The sequence below is a fragment of the Suttonella indologenes genome, assembly GCF_900460215.1.
Taxonomy (GTDB): domain Bacteria; phylum Pseudomonadota; class Gammaproteobacteria; order Cardiobacteriales; family Cardiobacteriaceae; genus Suttonella; species Suttonella indologenes.
In genome coordinates, this window is the sequence record NZ_UHIA01000003.1 from 679,780 (window position 1) to 698,889 (window position 19,110).

Below are 19,110 nucleotides of genomic sequence, written 5' to 3' on the forward strand. Positions count from 1 at the left end.
CCTCATTATTTTAAAATTCAATGTAATTTAAATTCCCCGCGCGGTTTTCGCCTGCATTTCCAGTTGTTTTACTGCGGCGCGCATGTCGTCGATATTGGCATCAGGCGGCAAGGCTTCACCGACATAGACGCTAATCAAAGCGCGAAATTTGCGCGGTTTGCCTTTAAACAGTCCGCCGTGGCGGCTGAAAAAGCTGCCCCAAAGGTTGTCGATATACAGGGGAATCACAGGTACGGGATCGCGTTTGAGGATGAATTCCGCACCGCGTTGGAAAACGCCGATTTCGCCGTCGGTAGTGAGTTTACCTTCCGGAAAAATCAGCACTTGTTCGCCGTTTTTTAAGGATTCGCTGACGATATCGAAGGCTTGATTGAATATTTGCGCATTTTCGCGTTTGCCGGCAATTGGGATGGTACCGGCGGATTTAAACAGCCATGTTAAGGGTTTAAAGCGGTAAATGAGGTAGTAAATCATAAAGCGCACGCGACGGCGACTAGCGGCAATGATGATTTGCGAGTCCATATAGCTGACGTGATTGCAGATGAGCAATGCTGCGCCTTGCTGCGGCAGGCGTTCTTTGCCGACGATGCGCAGGCGATAGAAACCGTAGCTCATCAGAATGGCAATCAGACGCAGGCTATATTGCGGTTCGCGGCGGAACAGCCATACCGCCACTGCGATATGTGCGGCACTGACGATTAGGAAGAGGCTGCGCATGGATAGACCGAGAATGCTTAAGATGAGAACGGAAAAGAGGCTGATAAAAACGATGGCTAAGGAGTTGATGATGTTATTGGCGGCGATAATCCGCGATTTATTGCCTTCTTCGCTTTGATGCTGCAATTTGGCATACAACGGCACGATGTACAGTCCGCCTGTGAATGCCATGCCGAAGAATAAGATGCTGACCGTCCAAAAATCGCCTTGGCGGTAGAATTGGGCGAAGTTCAGGCTGCTTTGTACATTGACGCTATTGCCTGCCGAGAGCGCGATACCCAAGAGAAAGGGCAGCATCAGCCATGCGGCAAGAACAGATAAGCCGGTTTCAATGCGTCCTGCGGTGAGTTTGGCGGCGGCAATCGAGCCGATGCCGATGCCGATGGAAAATAGCGCCAGCAGATAGGTGGTGATTTGCGGATTCGCGCCTAACACGTCTTTGCTGAATTGCGGGATTTGTGTGAGCAAGACCGCGCCTAGGAGCCAAAACCATGAATTGGCGAGTATGGCTTGAAAGAGCGATTTTTGTCCGTAGGTGTAGCTTAACAGGGCTTTGGTTTGCGTCCACGGTTTGAAAGGCGGCAATTGTTCTTGCTTACCTAATGACTGTTTGGGTACAAAGCAGGCGGCAACAAACCCGATACCGGCGGCAGAGAGCATGGCGGCGTAAAGGTATTTGAAGCCGATAATCTGCAGCTCTTGCCCGAAACCGCGCGCGACCAAATCCGCGCCTAAAATCGTGCCCGTCAAGATGGCGAGAAAGGTGCCGGCTTCAACCAAGCCATTGCCCAGCATCAATTCCTGCGCTTTTAATCTTTCCGGCAGAATGCCGTATTTGACCGGCCCGAAAAAGGCGGATTGTATGCCCAATAAGCATAAAACGCCCATCATCAGCCAAGGCTGCTGCCAGAGGAAGGCGAAAACGCCTGCGCTCATTATCAGAATTTCCATGATTTTCAGCAGAACAATCAGGCGTTTTTTCTCGATGCTTTCCGCCACCAAGCCCGACCATGCCGAAAAGATGAACATCGGCAAAATGAATAATGCCATGGCAAGATTGGTGTATAGGCTTAGGGTTTGCGCGCTGAACATGAGGCTGAAATAAATCAGCATGGCGTTTTTAAAGAGGTTGTCATTAAATGCGCCGAAAAATTGCACGATAAAGAAGGGGAAAAAGCGGCGACTGAAAAAAAGCATGGATTATCCTTATATTTGCGCCGCTATAAGAGCGGCGGTCAAAAACCTGTATTTATTGTCGATTAGATCGACTATACAAATCTGCGGCAAATTTTCCTTTAATTAAGAAAAATATCTGCCGCAGCGTTTAGAAATGCAGGTTCTCAATAATTAGATGCGCATCGGCATGATGACGTACTTCAGCGCCGGCTCTTCTTCGCAAGTAATCAGCACAGGACCGTCGGCGCTTTGGATATGCAACTGCAAGCGCTCACCTTCCACAGCATCGGCGACTTCTATCAAATAGGCGACGTTTAAACCGATGCGCACTTCGAGATCGGCAGGATTGAGGATGTCGATATGTTCTTCGGCAAGTTCGTTTTCATTATTGCGCGCCGTAATGGTCAGACTGTGCCCTTTGAATTCCAAAATCACGCCATTTTCATTGGTGCGCGTCAGCACCACGCTGTTGCGCTTTAGGGCTTCATGCAGGGTTTTGCGCTCGATTTGAATCGGATTGTCTTGGATAGAGGGAATGATTTTATGATAATCGGGATATTTGCCGTCTATTAAGCGCGTAGTGAGGCGATAAATGCCGTCGTCAAGGGAAAGTTCGCGTTCGCCGAGATTAAGCGTTACGGCGCAAAATTGCGCTTCTGCTTGCTTAAAGCTCGGTAGTTTTTTCAGTTCTTTAAGCCGCTCGATGCGGTCTTTGATTTCGTTTAGCTCATCAACATTGCTTGAAGCCAATTTGCTTTGTTCCAAATGGCTGTGCCATTTGTCGATATTCAATTGGTTTTCCAATAAAGATTTCACCGCTTTAGACGGCAGAATCAGGGCATTGGGCACATTATCCGCGGCGTTTAATTCGCTGCTTGCCAAAGAAAGGCGATGTCCGTCGGTGGCGACGGCTTCGATGTTTTTACCTTCTACGGCTAACTGCAGCCCGTTGAGATAATGGCGCATATCGTTTTTTGCCATGGAAAAACGCACTTTATCCAATAAGCGTGCGAAATTCAGAGCGTCAATGGCGAACTCGCCCGTTTTATCCGTGCGTTGCGCAATAGGGTAATCTTCCGCCGGCAGGGTTTGCAGCTGAAATTGGCTTTTGCCGCTGCTGACAAAAAGCTGTTCGTTTTCCAAATGAAAATGAATGTTCGCCTGATCGGGCAATTGGGAAATCAGTTGGGTCAAGGTTTCGGATGAAATGGTTGTTTTGCCGGCTTCTTCCACCTTAGCAGGTAATTCTGTGGCAAGCGTGATTTCCGTATCGGTACCGAGCAAATGCAGTTTGTCTTCTTTTGCCTCCAGCAAAATATGCTGCAATATCGGTTGGGGACTTTTTTTCTCGATAATGCCGTTCACTTCCGTTAAAGGAGAGATCAGAATGTTTTTCACAACTTCAAATTTCATATAACCTCTTTTTTATAAAGACGACGTCGTCGTCAGGTCTGTGGAATAGTGGATAAAAGCGCAAGCGGTTTATTTTACTCAATAAAGATTAATTTTTCTGCCCAGGAAAGCTGTGAATAAATCAAGGCCTCATTGTGGAAAAACCGGCAAACGATTTTTGCTGACTATTATGCACAAGAAATACACACTTAATACAAAAATTATTAGCCCGTGATGGTCATTTCCAAACCGCGGTACAACTCATTGAAAGCAGAATCATTATCCAGCTTTTCATTGATTTTGTTGCAGGCATGCAAAACCGTGGTGTGGTCTTTGACATTAAAATATTGGGCGATTTCGGTGGTGGAATGCTGAGTGAGCTTGCGCGCCAAATGAATGCCGATTTGCCGCGGCAAAACGATATTGGCTTTGCGGCTTTTGGAAATCATTTCTTCCGGCGTGATTTTGTAATGTCGGGCGACGACGTTGTGAATGTTTTCCAGCGAGATTTGGCGGCTGCGCGCTTTGATTAAATCGCCGAGAGCTTCGCGCGCCAAACGGATGTCGGGGGCGCTTAATTGGCGGATTTGGCAGCGCATATAGACGTTTTTCAGCGCGCCTTCCAAATCGCGGACATTGGAAACCACTTGTTCGGCGATATAAAGCGCCACATCGTCGGGCAAATGGAAATTTAAGCGGTCGGCTTTATTGTGCAAAATCGCGATTCTGGTTTCCAAATCCGGCGGCACGACGGATACGGTTAAGCCTTGCCCGAAGCGCGATTGCAGACGCGGCTCGAGTCCGTCGATTTCTTTGGGAAAGCGGTCGCAGGTGAGGATAATCGGGCAATGGCGGTCAAACAGGCTGTTGAAAGTGTGGAAAAATTCGGTTTGCGAACGTTCTTTGCCGCCTAAGAATTGCACGTCGTCGATTAAGAGTGCGTCTGCGCTGCGGTAATATTCGTTAAATTCCTGCATATTGCTTTTCTTTTCTTGCAGCACGGCGATGAAATCATTAGTAAATTCTTCGGCGGTCAGATAAATGACGCGGTTGCGCCCGTTGGCGCGCAGGGCATTGCCGACGGCGTGCATGAGATGCGATTTGCCCAATCCCGTGCCGCCGTAAATCAGCAGCGGATTGAATTGCGGATTGAATTCCCCTTCGCTGACCCTTTTGGCGGCGGCATAGGCATTGTCATTGGATTGCCCGACGACGAAATTGTCAAACTGGTATTCAATGTTGAGGTTGCTTTTATATTGTCTGCCGCCGGTTTTGCGGACGTTTTTCTGCTCGTCGAAAATATCCGGCTCATGCACGCGCAGTTTGAATTTCTGAATGCCGTATTTTTCTAAGGCAAGCCCCAGCGTGGGCAGCACTTTCTTTTCCAAAGTGCTGATGGCGAACTGGTTGGGCGCATTGATGAACCATTGCTGCTTTTCTTGGCTGAGTTCGCAGGATTTGAGCAGATTGACGAAATCTTCGCTCAAAATCGGCTTGAGGCTGTCGATGATGGTTTCCCATTTTTGATTGGCTTCGCTCATGGTCTTCCTTAAGATAAATTTTCCAGACGGTCTTCGGCTTTTTTGCGCGCTTTTTCTTCCGCCTTAATCACGAGGGCGGCGATTTTCCAACCTTTTTGCGGCTTGAGGTTGCTTGCGCTGGAGAAAATATGCAGTTCGCCTTTTTTATCTAAGGCATAGAGCGCAATATTCTGCGCATTATCGCTTTGATACTGCTCCCATGTATAGGCTTCGCTCAGCGTAGTCAGCTTAATCGCCGCGCCCTTGTTCAGGCTTTCTTGCAATTGGGCATTGCTGATGTCTTTGCCGAACAGCCAAGGACTTTGCCAGTCGTCGCGGTGGATTTCGCCGTCTTGCTCCTGATGCTCGATGCGGATGCGGTACACATTTTCTTTGCCGAATTCATTGCGATAACGCAGGGCGGCAAGCAGGTTTTCTTCTTCGCGCGAATGCAGGGCAATCAGATGTCCGATGCCGATCAGGTTTAATTTGCGGTCGGCGTATTCAGAAACGGGATTGCCGTAATAGCTCGCCAGTCCTGCCATGCGCGCGCGTTGACTTTGCTGATATTGATTGCTGGCGATTAGGACTTCGATGCCGTTTTCCTGCAGGCTTTTGCCCAGTGTGATAGCAAAGGGCTGCGAGCCGGTGATTAAAACGCCGTTGGACGCACTTTCGGCAACGCCCAATTTTATCGCCAAGGCTTTGGCGGAGAGGCTTTGCAACATTACCGTACCGATGATGATGGTAAATACCATCGGCACGAGAATGTCGGCTTCCTGATTGCCTCCTAATTGCAGTTTTAAAACAAAAAGCGAAGATACGGCGGCGGCGACGATACCGCGCGGCGCAATCCAGCTAATCAATAATTTTTCATTGCGGCTGAGCGGCGAGCCCAAAGCACAGACCCAGACGGAAATCGGGCGGGCAATCAGCATCACAATCAGCAATACGGCAATGCCGCCGAAGCCCATTTGCACAAAGCCTTGGAAATTGACGCGGGCGGCGAGCAGAATAAAGAGCAGGGAAATGATTAAAATCGATAGGGTTTCTTTAAAATCGACAATATCGTCGGTATGCAGGCTTTTGATGTTCGCCATCATCATGCCCATGACGGTTACGGTCAATAAGCCCGATTCTTCGGCAAGGGCATTGGAAATGCTGAATATCAGCAGGACGCAGGCAAGGGTGCCGACGTTTTGCAGATATTCGGGAATCCATTGTTTTTTCAGGGCGGTGGCAAGGGCGAAGGCGGCGGCAAAACCCAGCGCCAAGCCGATAATAATCACTTTGGCGAAAATCAGCGGTGAATGTCCCGCAATAATCCATTCGTAGATGAGGACTACCAACAGCGCGCCGATAGGATCGATGATAATGCCTTCCCAACGCAGAATATTGCTGATTGCGCGGTTTGGACGCACGCTGCGCAGCAGGGGCACGATGACCGTCGGGCCGGTTACGCAGACCAATGCGCCGAATAAGAGCGCAATCGGAAAGCTCAAATCCATGATTGCCCAAGCGGCAAATGCGGTGATGGCTATCGTGATGACTACGCCGATGCTGACCAGTTTGGTCACGACCATGCCATGATTTTTGATTTCGGGCAGGTTCAGCGTCAGCGCGCCCTCAAATAAAATCACCGCCACGCCCAATGAAATCACGGGGAAGAGCAAATTGCCTAGCAATTCGTCGGGATTGAAGACATGGAAGGTCGGGCCGAGCAGTAAGCCGGCGGCAAGTAGGAAAATAATCGCCGGTTTTTTTAAAAACCAGCCCAACCATTGGGCGGCGATGCCGAGTGCCAAAATAGTGGCAAGCATTAAAGAAAGGTCTTTCATATCAATATCGCTTAGGGTTAAGAAGGAATACGTTGCAGTAATTTGGCATAGTAGCCGTTTTTGTCCAGCAGCGCTTGATGGCTGCCGGATTCAATGATTTTACCGCGTTCTAGCACGACAATGCGGTCGGCGTTTTCAATCGTGGATAGACGATGGGCGATGATAATCGCGGTGCGGTTTCTGCTCAGGCGCTCTATCGCTTCCTGCACTTTTTGCTCGCTGCGGTTATCCAGCGCGGAGGTTGCCTCGTCTAAAATCAGAATCGGCGCGTCTTTATATAGGGCGCGGGCGATGGCGATGCGCTGTTTTTGTCCGCCAGAGAGGCGGTTGCCGTATTGCCCCACAGGACTGTCGTAGCCCTGCGGCAATTGGCGAATGAATTCGTCGGCATTGGCGGAGACGGCGGCAGCGACGATTTTCTCTTGATCGGGCTTTTCATCGGCATAGGCGATGTTTTGCGCAATCGTCGTATCAAAGAGCATGGTTTCTTGAGAAACATATGCCATGGCTTGGCGGCGTTCTTTTAGACTGATTGCGGCGGTGTCTTGCCCGTCGATGAAAATGCGTCCGCTGTCGGGCGGATAAAAGCCTGCCAGCAGCGCGGCAAGAGTGGATTTGCCCGAACCCGATTCGCCGACTAGGGCGATGCTTTCGCCCGCCCGAATGTGCAGGGAAAAATCTTTCAATACCTGCCGCTCGCCATAGGCAAAAGAAACATTTTCAAAGCGGATATCGCCCTGTTCCAGACGAATGCCGCTAGGGCTTGTTTGGCGGATTTCTTCCTCTTCGGCATCGAGGAGTTCGAAAACGCTTTCCATTGCGGCAAGACCGCGCTGAATGGCTTCATTGACTTTGCCGAGGCGTTTTATCGGCGGAAAGAGCAATGCCATCGAGCCGAGAAAGGCGACGAATTTGCCGTTGGTCATGCCGTCGCTGTGGCTTTGGGTGGCGGCAATCAGAATAACGGCGGAAAGCGCCAGAATAATGATGACTTCCAAAATCGGCGAGGTCATGGCGGAGATGCGGCTTGAGGCGAGTATATGGCTTTCGATGGAATGCGCTTGCTGATTGAATCGCGCGCGTTCGTGTGTAAAGCCGTTAAAAATCCGCACGATGGTGCGTCCGCGCAAGGCCTCGTCAATCACATGATTGATGCTGCCCATGTCTTCTTGCAAAAGGTGAGAGAGACGGCGCATTTTTTTGGAAACGAAAACGATAAACCATGCCACAAAAGGCGCGGCAATCATCAGAATCAGAGTCAGCTGCCAGTCTAAAACAAAGAGACTGATAATCAGGGCGAGAATCGTGATGCTGTCGCGGATAAGCTGAATCAGGGAATTGGTGGTGGCGGAGAGCAGCTGGTTTACATCATAAGTGAATTTGGACAGCATGCTGCCTTGGCTGTGTTCGTTAAAATACGCCATCGGCAAATGCTGCATTTTGGCGAACATCTCGCTACGCAATTGATAGACGACTTTCTGCCCTACCCATGTGGTGGCGTAAGAAGAGGCGTAATTGGCGATGCCGCGTAGGGTAAAACCGCCGATCATCAGGGCGACGAAATAATAAATGGCGCGGTAATTATGGCTTTGTCCGTCTCCGGAAAAGCCTTCGTCAATCAGACCTTTCATTACCCAAGGCATGAGCGGCTCGGTCATGCCGTAAAGCAAAGTGCCGATGACGGCAAGCGCCGCCATGGCTTTAAGCGGCTTGAGATAGGCAATCAGACGCAGATAGCGGACTTTATCTTCTTTATTGAGCATAAGGGGTGTTATATTAGTTTGTCAGGCGTCGGCAGACGCAAAGGCGGGCAGTATAGCAGCTTCCTGCTTCAAGGGCTTAATTAGCGGATTGAATAGCGTTTTTTAGAGGATTAGCGATGTCGGAGCAAAGAAATACACCGGATTTTTCCGCCGCAAGCGTCTTAGTGATCGGCGATGTGATGCTGGATCGCAATTGGCAGGGCGATACGCAGAGAATTTCGCCGGAAGCGCCGGTGCCGGTGGTCAATATCAGTCGGCAGGAAGCGCGGGCGGGCGGTGCGGCGAACGTGGCGATGAATTTAGCCGCTTTGGGCGCGAAAGTCGCCTTATGCGGTTTGGTCGGCGATGATGAGGCGGGCGGACAATTGCGCGCGATTATCCGTCAGCAGGGCATTACAGATCTCATGAAAAATTGCCCTGCCGATACGATTACCAAATTGCGCGTTTTGTCGCGCCATCAGCAGCTGATGCGCTTAGATTTTGAAGCGAAAGATTATGCCCGATACGCAGAATTATTAGCTGCGCCCTTTGAAAAGGCTGTGGACGAAGCCGATGTGGTGGTCTTTTCCGATTACGGCAAAGGTGCATTGGCGGATGTCAGCCGATTGATTGCCAAAGCCAAGCAGGCGGGAAAATTGGTCTTGCTCGATCCCAAAGGCAGCGATTACGCCCGCTATCGCGGCGCCGATATCATCACGCCGAACCGCAGCGAACTGGCTTTGGCGACCGGTAATGCCGACGAGGCGCATTTGCTCGCTAATACGCGGCGCTTGCTCGATGACTGCGGCATTCAGGCGGTATTGCTTACCTTAAGCGAAAAAGGCATGCGCTATGTGGCGGCGCAAACAGAGCATTATTTGGCGGCGCAGGCGCGCGAAGTCTATGACGTAACGGGGGCGGGCGATACCGTGATTGCCACTTTGGCGGCAGCATTGGCGATTAAAACCCCTTTGCCGCAGGCTTTGGAATATGCCAATGCCGCTGCCGGCGTGGTGGTGGGAAAACTCGGCACTTCCACGCTCAGTCCGGAAGAACTGCGCGCCGCCTTAGAGCCGCCGCGGGCGCGTTCGCACGGCGTGGTGGATAAGGAAAGTCTTAAACGTCTGATTGCGCGGGCGCGGACACGCGGACAGAAAATCGTCATGACCAACGGCTGCTTTGATATTTTGCATGCGGGACATGTTACCTATTTGGCGGAAGCTAAGGCCTTGGGCGACCGCTTGATTGTTGCAGTCAATACCGACGAATCGGTGCGGCGCTTGAAAGGCGAAAGCCGCCCCGCCAATAATCTGCACAGTCGCGCGGCGGTGCTTGCCGCCTTGCAAAGCGTGGATTGGGTCGTCGTTTTTGAAGAAGACACGCCTGCGCAATTGATTGAAGAACTGATGCCGGATATTTTGGTCAAAGGCGGCGATAACCGCGTGGAAGACATTCCGGGCGCGCAAGCGGTCTTAGCCAAGGGCGGCGAAGTGAAAATCATGTCTTATGTAGACGGCTTTTCTACCACTAAAACCCTATCCAAATATCAAAAGGAGCAATAAATGTATTTTGCCGACTGCCATAGCTGCCTGCCCCTGCACGGAGATACCGATTTCGCCCAATTGCGCCTGCACTACGACAGCGGCGTGCGCTATGTGAGCATCAATATCGGCATGGACATGAATCCTTTGTCGCAAATCATGCGTACCATTGCCGGTTTCCGCCGCCAAATCGCGGCAAGCGATTGGCTGATTCAGGCGCAAAGCTATGCCGACATTGAACGCGCTTTCGCTGAAAACAAACTGGCGGTTTCCTTTGATTTGGAAGGCGCTTTGCCGCTCTTGGAAAGCGTGGACATGGTCGGGCTTTATCATCATCTGGGCGTGCGGCAAATCCATTTGGCGTATAACCGTAACAACAGCATTGCCGGTGGCGCGCACGACACGCCGCAGGGCTTGACCGCCTTGGGGCGCGAAGTGGTGGAAGCCATTCATACCCACGGCATTTTGATGGATTTAAGCCATAACAGCGAAGAAACCGCATTCGATATTTGTCGCTTAAGCGGCAAGCGTCCCGTCTTATACAGCCATGCCAACCCTGCCGCACTGGTCGCGCACGGACGCAATATCAGCGACGATATTATGCGAGCGGTGGCGGCAACCGGCGGATTGATCGCCTTAAACGGCGTGGGGCGTTTTGTCGGCGATGAGAATCTTAATCCTCTGTCTATGCTGCCGTTGATTGAATATGTGGCGGGGCTTGTGGGCATCGAACATACGGCAATCGGCTTGGATTATTGCTATGACGACGGACGTCCCGATATTCCCGCCGATGTTGATCGCGGCTACTGGTGGCCGGTGGAAGCCGGTTATCTGCCCGGCAAAGGACTCTCCGGCAAATACATCTCTCCGGAAGGATTAATGAGCATTGGCGAGGAACTTGCTAAGCGCAACTATACTGAAGCGCAAATAGATGCGATTATGCGAGGCAATATTTTGCGCTTAATCAGTCAAGTATGGAAATAACAATTAACTGACAAATGCTCGATAATCAGGCATAATCATACGCCTTGCTAAGGAAGAACAATGGCCCAACCCAAAAAAAACGATTACTACGACATCCTTCATATTAGTCCGGATGCAGATTTACGCGAAGTTGCCGAAGCGATTCGGCATTTTCGTGAAGAAAGAGACAAATCCGGCAATTACGCCGCCATTATCAATAAAATCGAAGAAACGCTTACAGACCCTGAACTGCGCGTGCAATATGATTTCGAACACGGTTATTCCGGTCCTAAAGACAGCTTTATGGACATTGACGAAAGCGTTAGCAAAAATCATCACAGTACCAAGCCCGAACATCATAAATACGACATCCGCAAAGAATTAGCGGAATATTCCGTCTTATCCGATAAAAATACGAATTTAGGCAGTTTCTCTTTATTTGATTTGCGCAAAATCATCATTGCTTTTAGCGTGTTAATCGTGCTTCTGTTGGCCTTTATATTCTCTAAACCCCTATTAGACAAAAAAGCGGGAAAAGAACAGGCGCAAGCGGCTTTGGCACTCTTAAAACAAACGGAATCGCAAGTAGAAAACGCCATTAGAGAAAGCAAAATCTTCCCGGAAAAACTCAATCTGCACAATAGCGACAGCCGCTTTAATCTGCGTCTTGATACGCAAAGACAGCAGATTGTCTTAACTTTTAGCGGCGATGTGGTTAAAGTCTTGCGCAATGCGGAAATGACAAACAGCTTTATCACCCAGCCAAACCTCACTTACTGGAAATGCGATATCGGAAGCGATTTTCCGGCTGAATATAAACCTGTGAAATGTTTCTAATCTGAAATCGGATACAAATTCAGGTATTCAATATATCGATACCGAATGCCTAAACTATCGATGAAATTATCTGAAGCGGAATGTTTTTCCGCTTTTTTATGCCCTATTTGCAATGCTATTTTATGAACGGCATTTAAATTTCCGGTTTTATAGTCTCTTAACTTCAAAATGAGATTATTCTAAGCGCTTCTCCTGACAAAATGTGTATCTCTAAATCTCATTTTGAAGTTAAGGTACTATACAACGTATTAGTTTTGATTTTATCCGCACATAATCATTAATGACTAGATATAGTCAATTCAGCTCAAATAAAGACACAGTTTTTATATGTTAGCCCGTACAATAGTAAAGCTTGATATTTTTAGGTGTGCAACTTTGTCATGAATTGACTATATTTTCTTAAAGAAAATTTTATTTGCTTTGGCGACATCTTTTAGTTATACAGTAAGTTTTTTCTAAGGAATCTTATATGTCGCTTTGGACGCTCGAACAGGCGCGGGCAATTCATGACCAGCCCTTTATGGATTTGATGTTTCAGGCGCAGCAAATACATCGCGCCCATCATGCGGCAAATGCAGTACAAGTCAGCACCTTATTGTCGATTAAAACAGGCGCCTGCCCTGAAGATTGCAAATATTGCCCGCAGAGCGCGCGCTATCAAACAGGCGTGGCGCGCGAGAAATTATTGTCGAAAGAAGAAATCCTGCAAGCGGCGCAGCGTGCCAAAGCGCAAGGTGCGCAACGTTTTTGCATGGGCGCGGCATGGCGCGACCCTAAGCCGCAGCATATGCCTTTTTTGACGGAAGTGGTGCGCGAAGTCAAAGCCTTAGGCTTGGAAACCTGCATGACGCTAGGCATGCTGGACGCGGATAAAGCAGGGCAGTTGGCGGCGGCAGGCTTGGATTATTACAATCATAATTTAGACAGCTCGCGCGAATTTTACGAAAAAATCATCACTACCCGTACATATGACGAACGTTTGGATACCTTGGATAACGTACGCAATGCCGGCATGAAAATCTGCTCGGGCGGCATTATGGGTATGGGCGAAGAAAGTCATGACCGCTTGGAAATGCTGGTAACGTTGGCAAATTTGCCCAAGCCGCCGGAAAGCGTGCCGATTAATCAGTTGGTACGTGTCAAAGGCACGCCGCTGGCGCATGAAGACGATCTCGATCCTTTTGATTTTGTGCGTGTTATCGCCACCGCCCGCATTCTGATGCCCAAAAGTGCGGTGCGCATTGCGGCAGGGCGCGAATTTATGAGCGAGCAAACTCAAGCGCTGTGCTTTATGGCGGGTGCCAATTCCGTTTTCTACGGCTGCAAATTGCTGACCGCCAATAATGCCGACGAGCAGGGCGATGTGCAATTATTCGCCAAATTGGGCATTAACCCCGAATGGGTAGCGGCGCAGCAGACCTTGCGCCGCAGCTTGCAGCAAGCCGCCGCTTTGGGTGTCTATCGTCCTTCAGCGACAGAAAATCTGGCAAATTAGCAAGGAAATTGCCGCTAAAAATCTTTGCTGATTTCTACAAAAACGCTTTGTTCCGCTTGTTGGTCATAGGCAAAATGATTGCTTTTTTGCCGTTTCCATTGCCATAAAGGCTGAGCGCTTTGCCGTAATCTTTGAAGCACTGCGGGGAGATCCTGATATGGAATACGCTATGATTGACGGCACCATTGTTAAAGTCCACCGCCACGGACAAGGTGCAAAAAGGGGACTTCAAATCAGTCCATCGGTAAATCCAAAGACGACATGAGCACCAAAATCTTGTGATGCAGATTGGCTGTTAGAGGAACTGAACGAAAGAGCTTGCCAAGCGGTGATTCCACCGACGAGCAAGCGAAAACTGCAACGTGCTTATGACCGGCATGTGTACAAATGGCGTCATTTGCTAGAAAATGTTTTCTGTAATTTAAAGGAGTTTAAGAAGATAGCCATGCCTTCGGAGAAAACAGACAGATCCTTTGCGACAAACATTTACCTCGCTGCAATACTTATGGCTTTAAGGTGATTGTCACAGACCCTAGATATTTCTCGTCTATGGAATGCTTTTTCCGACCGCGCTATGATATGCTTTTCACAGATAAGCCGGCAGTGTGCTTGCAAAGGATGTAAAGATGAACCCACGTTTGAAATGGTTGTGCCGCAGAGGTATGAAAGAGTTGGATTTATTGATGGAAAGCTATTTGCAGCAGGATTATCCGCAGGCGTCTAAGGCGCGACAGGTGGCTTTTGAAAAATTGCTGGGCTATCAGGATCCTTTGATTTTGGATTTGCTTTTCGGGCGCGAGCGCGATGCTGATGCCGAGGTGCAGGCTTTGATTGATATTTTGCACGATTATCAAGTGGCGAAAGCGGGTGAATAATGAAGAAAATCTTTCCATTACTCTTGTTGTTGATTGCGGGCGGAGCGGCTTTTGCGTGGTGGCGCAATCAGCAGTTGTTGGATACGCAGTTAGAGGGTTTTGCCAAAGCCAACGGACGTTTGGAATTGGAGCGTTACCGCGTGGCGACTTTGCGCCCGGGGCGGATTGCAATGCTGCATGTGCAGGAAGGGCAGCAGGTGGCGAAAGATGATGTGTTGGTCAGTTTGTCTTCCGAAGAGGCGGAGGCGAAATTAGCCGCGGCAGAAGCGGCGCGCGCACGGGCGCAAAGTGCGGTACGACGCGCGCAAGGCGCCGAGCAAAGAGCCAAGAGTGCGCAGTCGCGTGCCGACGGCGGTATGGCGCAGGCGGATGCCGAGATTGCGGCTCAGCGCGCGCAATTGGCGATTGCCGAAGAGGAATTGAACAATGCGCGGCAGTTGTTTAAGCAGAAATTGATTTCCGCGGCGGAGCTGACGAAGCGCGAAAAGGCGCGCGATGCTTTGCGTGCGGCGGTCAATGCCGCCACTGCCGGTAAATCGCAGGCGCAAGCCGGAGAAACGGAGGCGCAGGCGGCCATCAGCGAGGCGGCGGCAGGTGTGCAGGAAGCGCAGGCGGCAGTCGCGCAGACCGATGCCGAGATTCGCGCGATTCAAAGCGCGATTGAGGATTTGACGGTAAAAGCGCCGATTGACGGACGCGTGGAATATACGGTGGCGCAGGCGGGCAATGTGGTGGCGGCGGGCAGCGTGCTGCTGTCTTTGGTCGATCCGCTGGACGTGTCGATGGACGTATTTTTGCCGATTAGCGCGATGGGGCAGGTAGCGATTGGGGCGGAGGCACGGATTGTTCCCGACGGTTTGCCGGCGGTGTTGCCGGCGCAGGTCATCCGAATTGCCGAGCAAGCGCAATTCACGCCGAAATATGTGGAAACCGCCGCCGAGCGCGAGCATTTGATGTATCGCGTAACGGTGCGGATTCCGCCCGAGATTGCCGCCGATTATGCCGATTATCTCAAGGGTGGAATGACGGCTGTGGGCTATGTGCGCTTAGACGAGCATAAGGAATGGCCGAGCGAATTGGCATTGCGTCTGCCGGCGAAGCCGCAATGACTGCGCCGCTAGCCGTCGATGTGCGCCGTGTTTCGCATCGCTACGGCAAAACGACGGCATTGGAGAGTTTCAGCCTCAGCCTACCGGCAGGGGAAAGCATTGCTTTGGTCGGGCCGGACGGTGTGGGCAAATCGACTTTGCTGGCATTGATTGCAGGGGTCAAAATTCTGCAAAGCGGCAGTTTGCATGTTTTCGGACAAGATATTGCCGACCGCCATGCGCGACAAGCCCTGTCGCGGCGGATTGCCTTTATGCCGCAGGGCTTGGGCTATAATCTCTATCCCACGCTTTCGATTGACGAAAATATCGATTTCCACGCGCGCTTATTTTCCATTCCCGCCGCCGAACGCGAGGCGCGGATTGAGCGATTGTTAAGCGCCACCGATTTACTGCGTTTTCGCGACCGTCCTGCGGGCAAGCTCTCGGGCGGCATGAAACAGAAATTAAGCCTGTGCTGCGCATTGGTGCATGACCCCGAACTGTTGATTTTAGACGAACCGACGACGGGTGTTGATCCGCTGTCAAGGCGACAATTCTGGCAATTGATTGCCGATTTGCGTCGCGAAAATCCGCGCATGACGGTACTGGTCGCCACCGCCTATATCGACGAGGCGGAGCAATTCGAACAATTAATTGCCATGGACGAGGGCAAATTGCTGATTCATGCGCCAACGGCGGAAGTGATTGAACAATACGCCGGCACGGCGCCGCCTGATGATGAGGACATCAGCCATATTACGCCGCTGGAGCGCGCCTATCATCATCTCTTGCCCGAAGACAAACGTGGCGATGTGGATTTGCAGATTCCGCCTTTTCAGCCCGAAGCAGATGCGCCGCCGGCAATGGAGGCGGAGGGCTTGAGCAAACGTTTCGGCGATTTCACGGCGGTGGACAACGTCAGTTTTCGGATTGAAAAAGGCGAGATTTTCGGCTTTTTAGGCTCGAACGGCTGTGGCAAATCCACCACGATGAAGATGCTGACGGGGCTGCTCGAGCCCAGCGAAGGTCATGCCGAACTCTTAGGCGAAGCCATCGAAGCCGGCAGTATCGAGATGCGGATGCGCGTGGGCTATATGTCGCAAGCCTTTTCTTTGTATGAAGAAATGAGCGTACGCAAAAATCTGGAAATGCACGCCACTTTATACCGCCTGCGCGGCAGCGCGGCGCGAAAAGCGGTGCAAGACGCCTTAAGTCGCTATCAATTGGCGGAAGTGGCGGATATCTTGCCGCGCCATTTGTCTTTGGGACTGCGCCAGCGTCTGCAACTTGCCGCCGCCTGCCTGCATCATCCCGAAGTCTTGATTTTAGACGAACCGACTTCGGGCGTGGATCCTGCGGCGCGCGATTTGTTCTGGCAAGAATTGGGCAAACTCTCGCGCGAAGAACGGATTACCATCTTCGTATCCACCCATTTCATGAGCGAGGCGGCGCGCTGCGACCGCATTTCCTTTATGCACCGCGGACGCGTGCTGGATATGGGTACGCCGCGGGAATTATGCCGCCGTCAGGACGCGGCGAATTTGGAAGAAGCCTTTATCCGCTATTTGGAAGCTGCCGAAGAGGCGCCCGTAGCGGCAGAAGACCGTCAGGACGCCGAACAGCGCGCGCCCATCGCCGCCGCACATACCGCGCCGCAAAGCGGTTTTATAGCATGGCTGTCTTTGCTGTGGACTTTTGCCAGACGCGAAAGCAAGGAATTGCTGCGCGACCCCGTGCGTCTGTTTTTCGCCTTGTTCGGGCCGGTATTGATGATGGTCTCTGCCGCCGCCGCGATTTCTTTTGATGTGCGCGCGATTGATTTCGCCGTCTGGGATCAAGACCAAAGCGCGGAAAGTCGCGCTTTATTGGCGCATTTTCGCGGCTCGCCTTATTTTTGCGAGCAGGCGCCGCTGTCTTCCGCCGCCGCCAAAGAGGCGGCGCTAAAAAGCGGCAGGGCGGCTTTAGTGATTGAGATTCCTTCAGGTTTTGCCAAAGACATGCTCAGGCAATCGCCGACACCGGTCGCTTTTCTCATTAGCGGCAGCGAGCCTTTCTTGGCGGAAAACATCAAAGGCATGGTCTTGGGTATTGTGCAAAGCTATAGCGCGGAAAAATTGCAGCAAAGCGGCTATCCTCTCGATTTCAGTCCGCCGCTGCAAGTGCAGGCGCGCTTTGCCTATAATCAGGATTTCAAAAGTATTTATGCCATCACGCCCGGCGTGATTATGATGGCATTGATGCTGATTCCCGTGATGATGACCACTTTGGGTGTGGTGCGCGAAAAAGAAATCGGCTCTATCAGCAATCTGTACACCTCGCCCGCCTCGGTGGCGCAATTTCTGCTCGGCAAGCAATTGCCCTATATCGGCGCAGGCTTATTGAGCTTTCTTATCTTGGTCTTATTGGCGGTACTGCTCTTCGACGTGCCGATTCACGGCAGCTTTTTCGCCATGCTGTTGGGCGCCTACCTGCTGATTTTTGCCGTTACCGCCTTTGGTTTGCTGGTATCCAGTGTTTTGTCTTCACAAGTGGCGGCAATGGCGGCTGCAGCGATTCTGACTATGATTCCCGCCATGAATTTCTCCGGCATGCTTTACCCCGTTTCCACCATTACCGGCGGCGGACGTATCATGGCGGCAGTCTTCCCCGCGGCACATTTTCAGCGCATCTCTTTGGGTGCCTTTACCAAAGGGCAGAGTTTTGCCGATTTTCTCCCCAACTACGCCGCCTTGCTCGCCTTTGCGCTGGGCTGTCTCAGCCTCGCCATTATGCTGCTGCGCAAACAGGAGAAATAAATGCACCGCTTCCGCAATACCTTGACCCTGACCCTCAAAGAATTCCGCAGCCTGCTCTCCGATGCCGTCATGATGGGTTTGATTATCGTGATATTCACGGTGGCAGTGATTGCGATTGCCAAAGGCATCAGCATTGAAGTGCGTAATGCCAGCGTTGCCATTGTCGATGAAGACCATTCCGTCTTTAGCCGTCGCCTCGCCGACAGCCTGCAAGCGCCGTATTTCCAGCCGCCGCAGTATCTGCCCTCGCTGAAGGCGGCGCAGCAAGCCATGGATAAAGGCGACTATATTTTTGTACTGGTACTGCCGCCGCAACTGGAAAAAGACCTGCTGCGCGGCGCCAAGCCGGAAATCCAAGTTATCGCCGATGCCACCGCGCTCAGCCAAGCCGGTATCGGCTTCGGCTATTTACAACACATCATACAGCGCGAAGCCCTCGTCCTACTCGGACAGGATGATATGACGGATTTGCTGCCCCTGCAGCCCCATCTCAACATCACATTCAACCCCAATACCGACAGCAGCTGGTTTTTAGCTCTTGCCAACGTCAGCACCTTCGTATTCATGCTCGCCATGCTCTTGGTCGGCGCAGCGGTCATTCGCGAACGCGAACGCGGCACCATCGAGCATCTGCTCGTCATGCCCGTTAGCGCCAACGAAATTGCGGCGGCAAAAATCATCGCCAACGGTACAGTCATTGCGCTGGCGACCTTGGCATCGGTGCAATTTATCGTTAAAGGCGTATTAAACGTGGACTTATCGGGATCAATGGCACTATTTGCGCTTGGTACGGTCGTCTTTCTTTTTTCCGCCGCCGCCCTCGGCATTCTGCTCGCCATCGCCGCCCCCAGCATGCCGCAATTCGCCCTCCTCATGTTGCCGATATACATCGTCCTGCGCATCATCTCGGGCGGCGAAACGCCTTTGGCAAGCATGCCCGACTGGCTGCAAAACATCAGCCAAGCCTCGCCCATGACCCAATACGTCAGCTTCAGCAATGCCGTGCTGTTTCGCAACGCGCCCCTGCATCTGGTGCAAAAAGAGCTGCTGATTATGGGCGGCATCGGACTGGCATTTTTACTCATCGCCCTGCTGCGCTTCCGCTCCATGCTCGACAAACAAGGATAAACC

At 51.3% G+C, this 19,110-nt stretch carries 15 protein-coding genes; 9 read left to right on the plus strand and 6 right to left on the minus strand.

From position 1 onward, the window contains the following. Nucleotides 1–27 precede the first annotated feature (27 nt). The 5 genes from DYC63_RS03680 to msbA form a co-directional block, all read right to left on the minus strand. Nucleotides 28–1,914 carry an MFS transporter gene (locus DYC63_RS03680; RefSeq protein ID WP_115217971.1) on the minus strand — a complete coding sequence of 629 codons (1,887 nt, stop codon included), beginning with the start codon at nt 1,912–1,914 and terminating at the stop codon, nt 28–30. Nucleotides 1,915–2,064: 150 nt separating this feature from the next. Beyond that, the gene (gene dnaN / locus DYC63_RS03685; RefSeq protein WP_115217972.1) at nt 2,065–3,306 is read right to left on the minus strand and encodes a DNA polymerase III subunit beta; all 1,242 of its coding nucleotides are present in this window, start codon (nt 3,304–3,306) and stop codon (nt 2,065–2,067) included. Nucleotides 3,307–3,509: 203 nt separating this feature from the next. Continuing rightward, entirely contained in the window at nt 3,510–4,826 is a 1,317-nt protein-coding gene (gene dnaA, locus DYC63_RS03690; RefSeq protein WP_115217973.1) for a chromosomal replication initiator protein DnaA, read from the minus strand. Nucleotides 4,827–4,834: 8 nt separating this feature from the next. Then, complete coding sequence (locus DYC63_RS03695; protein WP_218564536.1) at nt 4,835–6,625, minus strand: cation:proton antiporter; 1,791 nt, start codon at nt 6,623–6,625, stop codon at nt 4,835–4,837. Nucleotides 6,626–6,660: 35 nt separating this feature from the next. Continuing rightward, the gene (msbA, locus tag DYC63_RS03700) at nt 6,661–8,406 is read right to left on the minus strand and encodes a lipid A export permease/ATP-binding protein MsbA (RefSeq protein ID WP_115217975.1); all 1,746 of its coding nucleotides are present in this window, start codon (nt 8,404–8,406) and stop codon (nt 6,661–6,663) included. A gap of 116 nt (nt 8,407–8,522) precedes the next feature. Here msbA and hldE point away from each other — a divergent pair, with 116 nt between their 5' ends. The 4 genes from hldE to bioB all read left to right on the plus strand — a co-directional run bounded on the left by hldE (nt 8,523) and on the right by bioB (nt 13,221). Continuing rightward, on the plus strand, nt 8,523–9,947 hold the full coding sequence (gene hldE / locus DYC63_RS03705) for a bifunctional D-glycero-beta-D-manno-heptose-7-phosphate kinase/D-glycero-beta-D-manno-heptose 1-phosphate adenylyltransferase HldE (RefSeq protein ID WP_115217976.1): 1,425 nt from the start codon (nt 8,523–8,525) through the stop codon (nt 9,945–9,947). Further along, on the plus strand, nt 9,948–10,910 hold the full coding sequence (locus DYC63_RS03710; RefSeq protein WP_115217977.1) for a dipeptidase: 963 nt from the start codon (nt 9,948–9,950) through the stop codon (nt 10,908–10,910). 60 nt (nt 10,911–10,970) lie between these two features. Next, nucleotides 10,971–11,726 (plus strand): hypothetical protein, encoded by a 756-nt coding sequence (locus DYC63_RS03715; protein ID WP_115217978.1) that lies wholly within the window; start codon nt 10,971–10,973, stop codon nt 11,724–11,726. Between the two features lie 469 nt (nt 11,727–12,195). Next, nucleotides 12,196–13,221 (plus strand): biotin synthase BioB, encoded by a 1,026-nt coding sequence (bioB, locus tag DYC63_RS03720; RefSeq protein ID WP_115217979.1) that lies wholly within the window; start codon nt 12,196–12,198, stop codon nt 13,219–13,221. A gap of 14 nt (nt 13,222–13,235) precedes the next feature. Here bioB and DYC63_RS13340 read toward each other — a convergent pair whose 3' ends face one another. After that, nucleotides 13,236–13,361, minus strand: coding sequence for a hypothetical protein (locus tag DYC63_RS13340; protein ID WP_281267758.1), 126 nt, complete (start codon nt 13,359–13,361; stop codon nt 13,236–13,238). A gap of 164 nt (nt 13,362–13,525) precedes the next feature. Here DYC63_RS13340 and DYC63_RS13700 point away from each other — a divergent pair, with 164 nt between their 5' ends. The 5 genes from DYC63_RS13700 (at nt 13,526) to DYC63_RS03750 (ending at nt 19,107) form a co-directional block, all read left to right on the plus strand. Further along, a complete protein-coding gene (locus DYC63_RS13700; RefSeq protein WP_425452119.1) occupies nt 13,526–13,741 on the plus strand; it encodes a transposase in 216 nt (71 codons plus the stop codon). Between the two features lie 106 nt (nt 13,742–13,847). Further along, a complete protein-coding gene (locus DYC63_RS03735) occupies nt 13,848–14,096 on the plus strand; it encodes an FAD assembly factor SdhE (RefSeq protein ID WP_115217982.1) in 249 nt (82 codons plus the stop codon). Continuing rightward, nucleotides 14,096–15,205 carry an HlyD family secretion protein gene (locus DYC63_RS03740; protein WP_218564537.1) on the plus strand — a complete coding sequence of 370 codons (1,110 nt, stop codon included), beginning with the start codon at nt 14,096–14,098 and terminating at the stop codon, nt 15,203–15,205. The genes DYC63_RS03735 and DYC63_RS03740 overlap by 1 nt, the downstream gene beginning before the upstream one ends. Next, nucleotides 15,160–17,979, plus strand: coding sequence for a ribosome-associated ATPase/putative transporter RbbA (gene rbbA, locus DYC63_RS03745; protein WP_172459396.1), 2,820 nt, complete (start codon nt 15,160–15,162; stop codon nt 17,977–17,979). Before DYC63_RS03740 ends, rbbA begins: the two co-directional genes overlap by 46 nt. Beyond that, nucleotides 17,980–19,107: an ABC transporter permease gene (locus DYC63_RS03750; RefSeq protein ID WP_115217984.1), complete on the plus strand. Its 1,128-nt coding sequence runs from the start codon at nt 17,980–17,982 to the stop codon at nt 19,105–19,107. Nucleotides 19,108–19,110 lie beyond the last annotated feature (3 nt).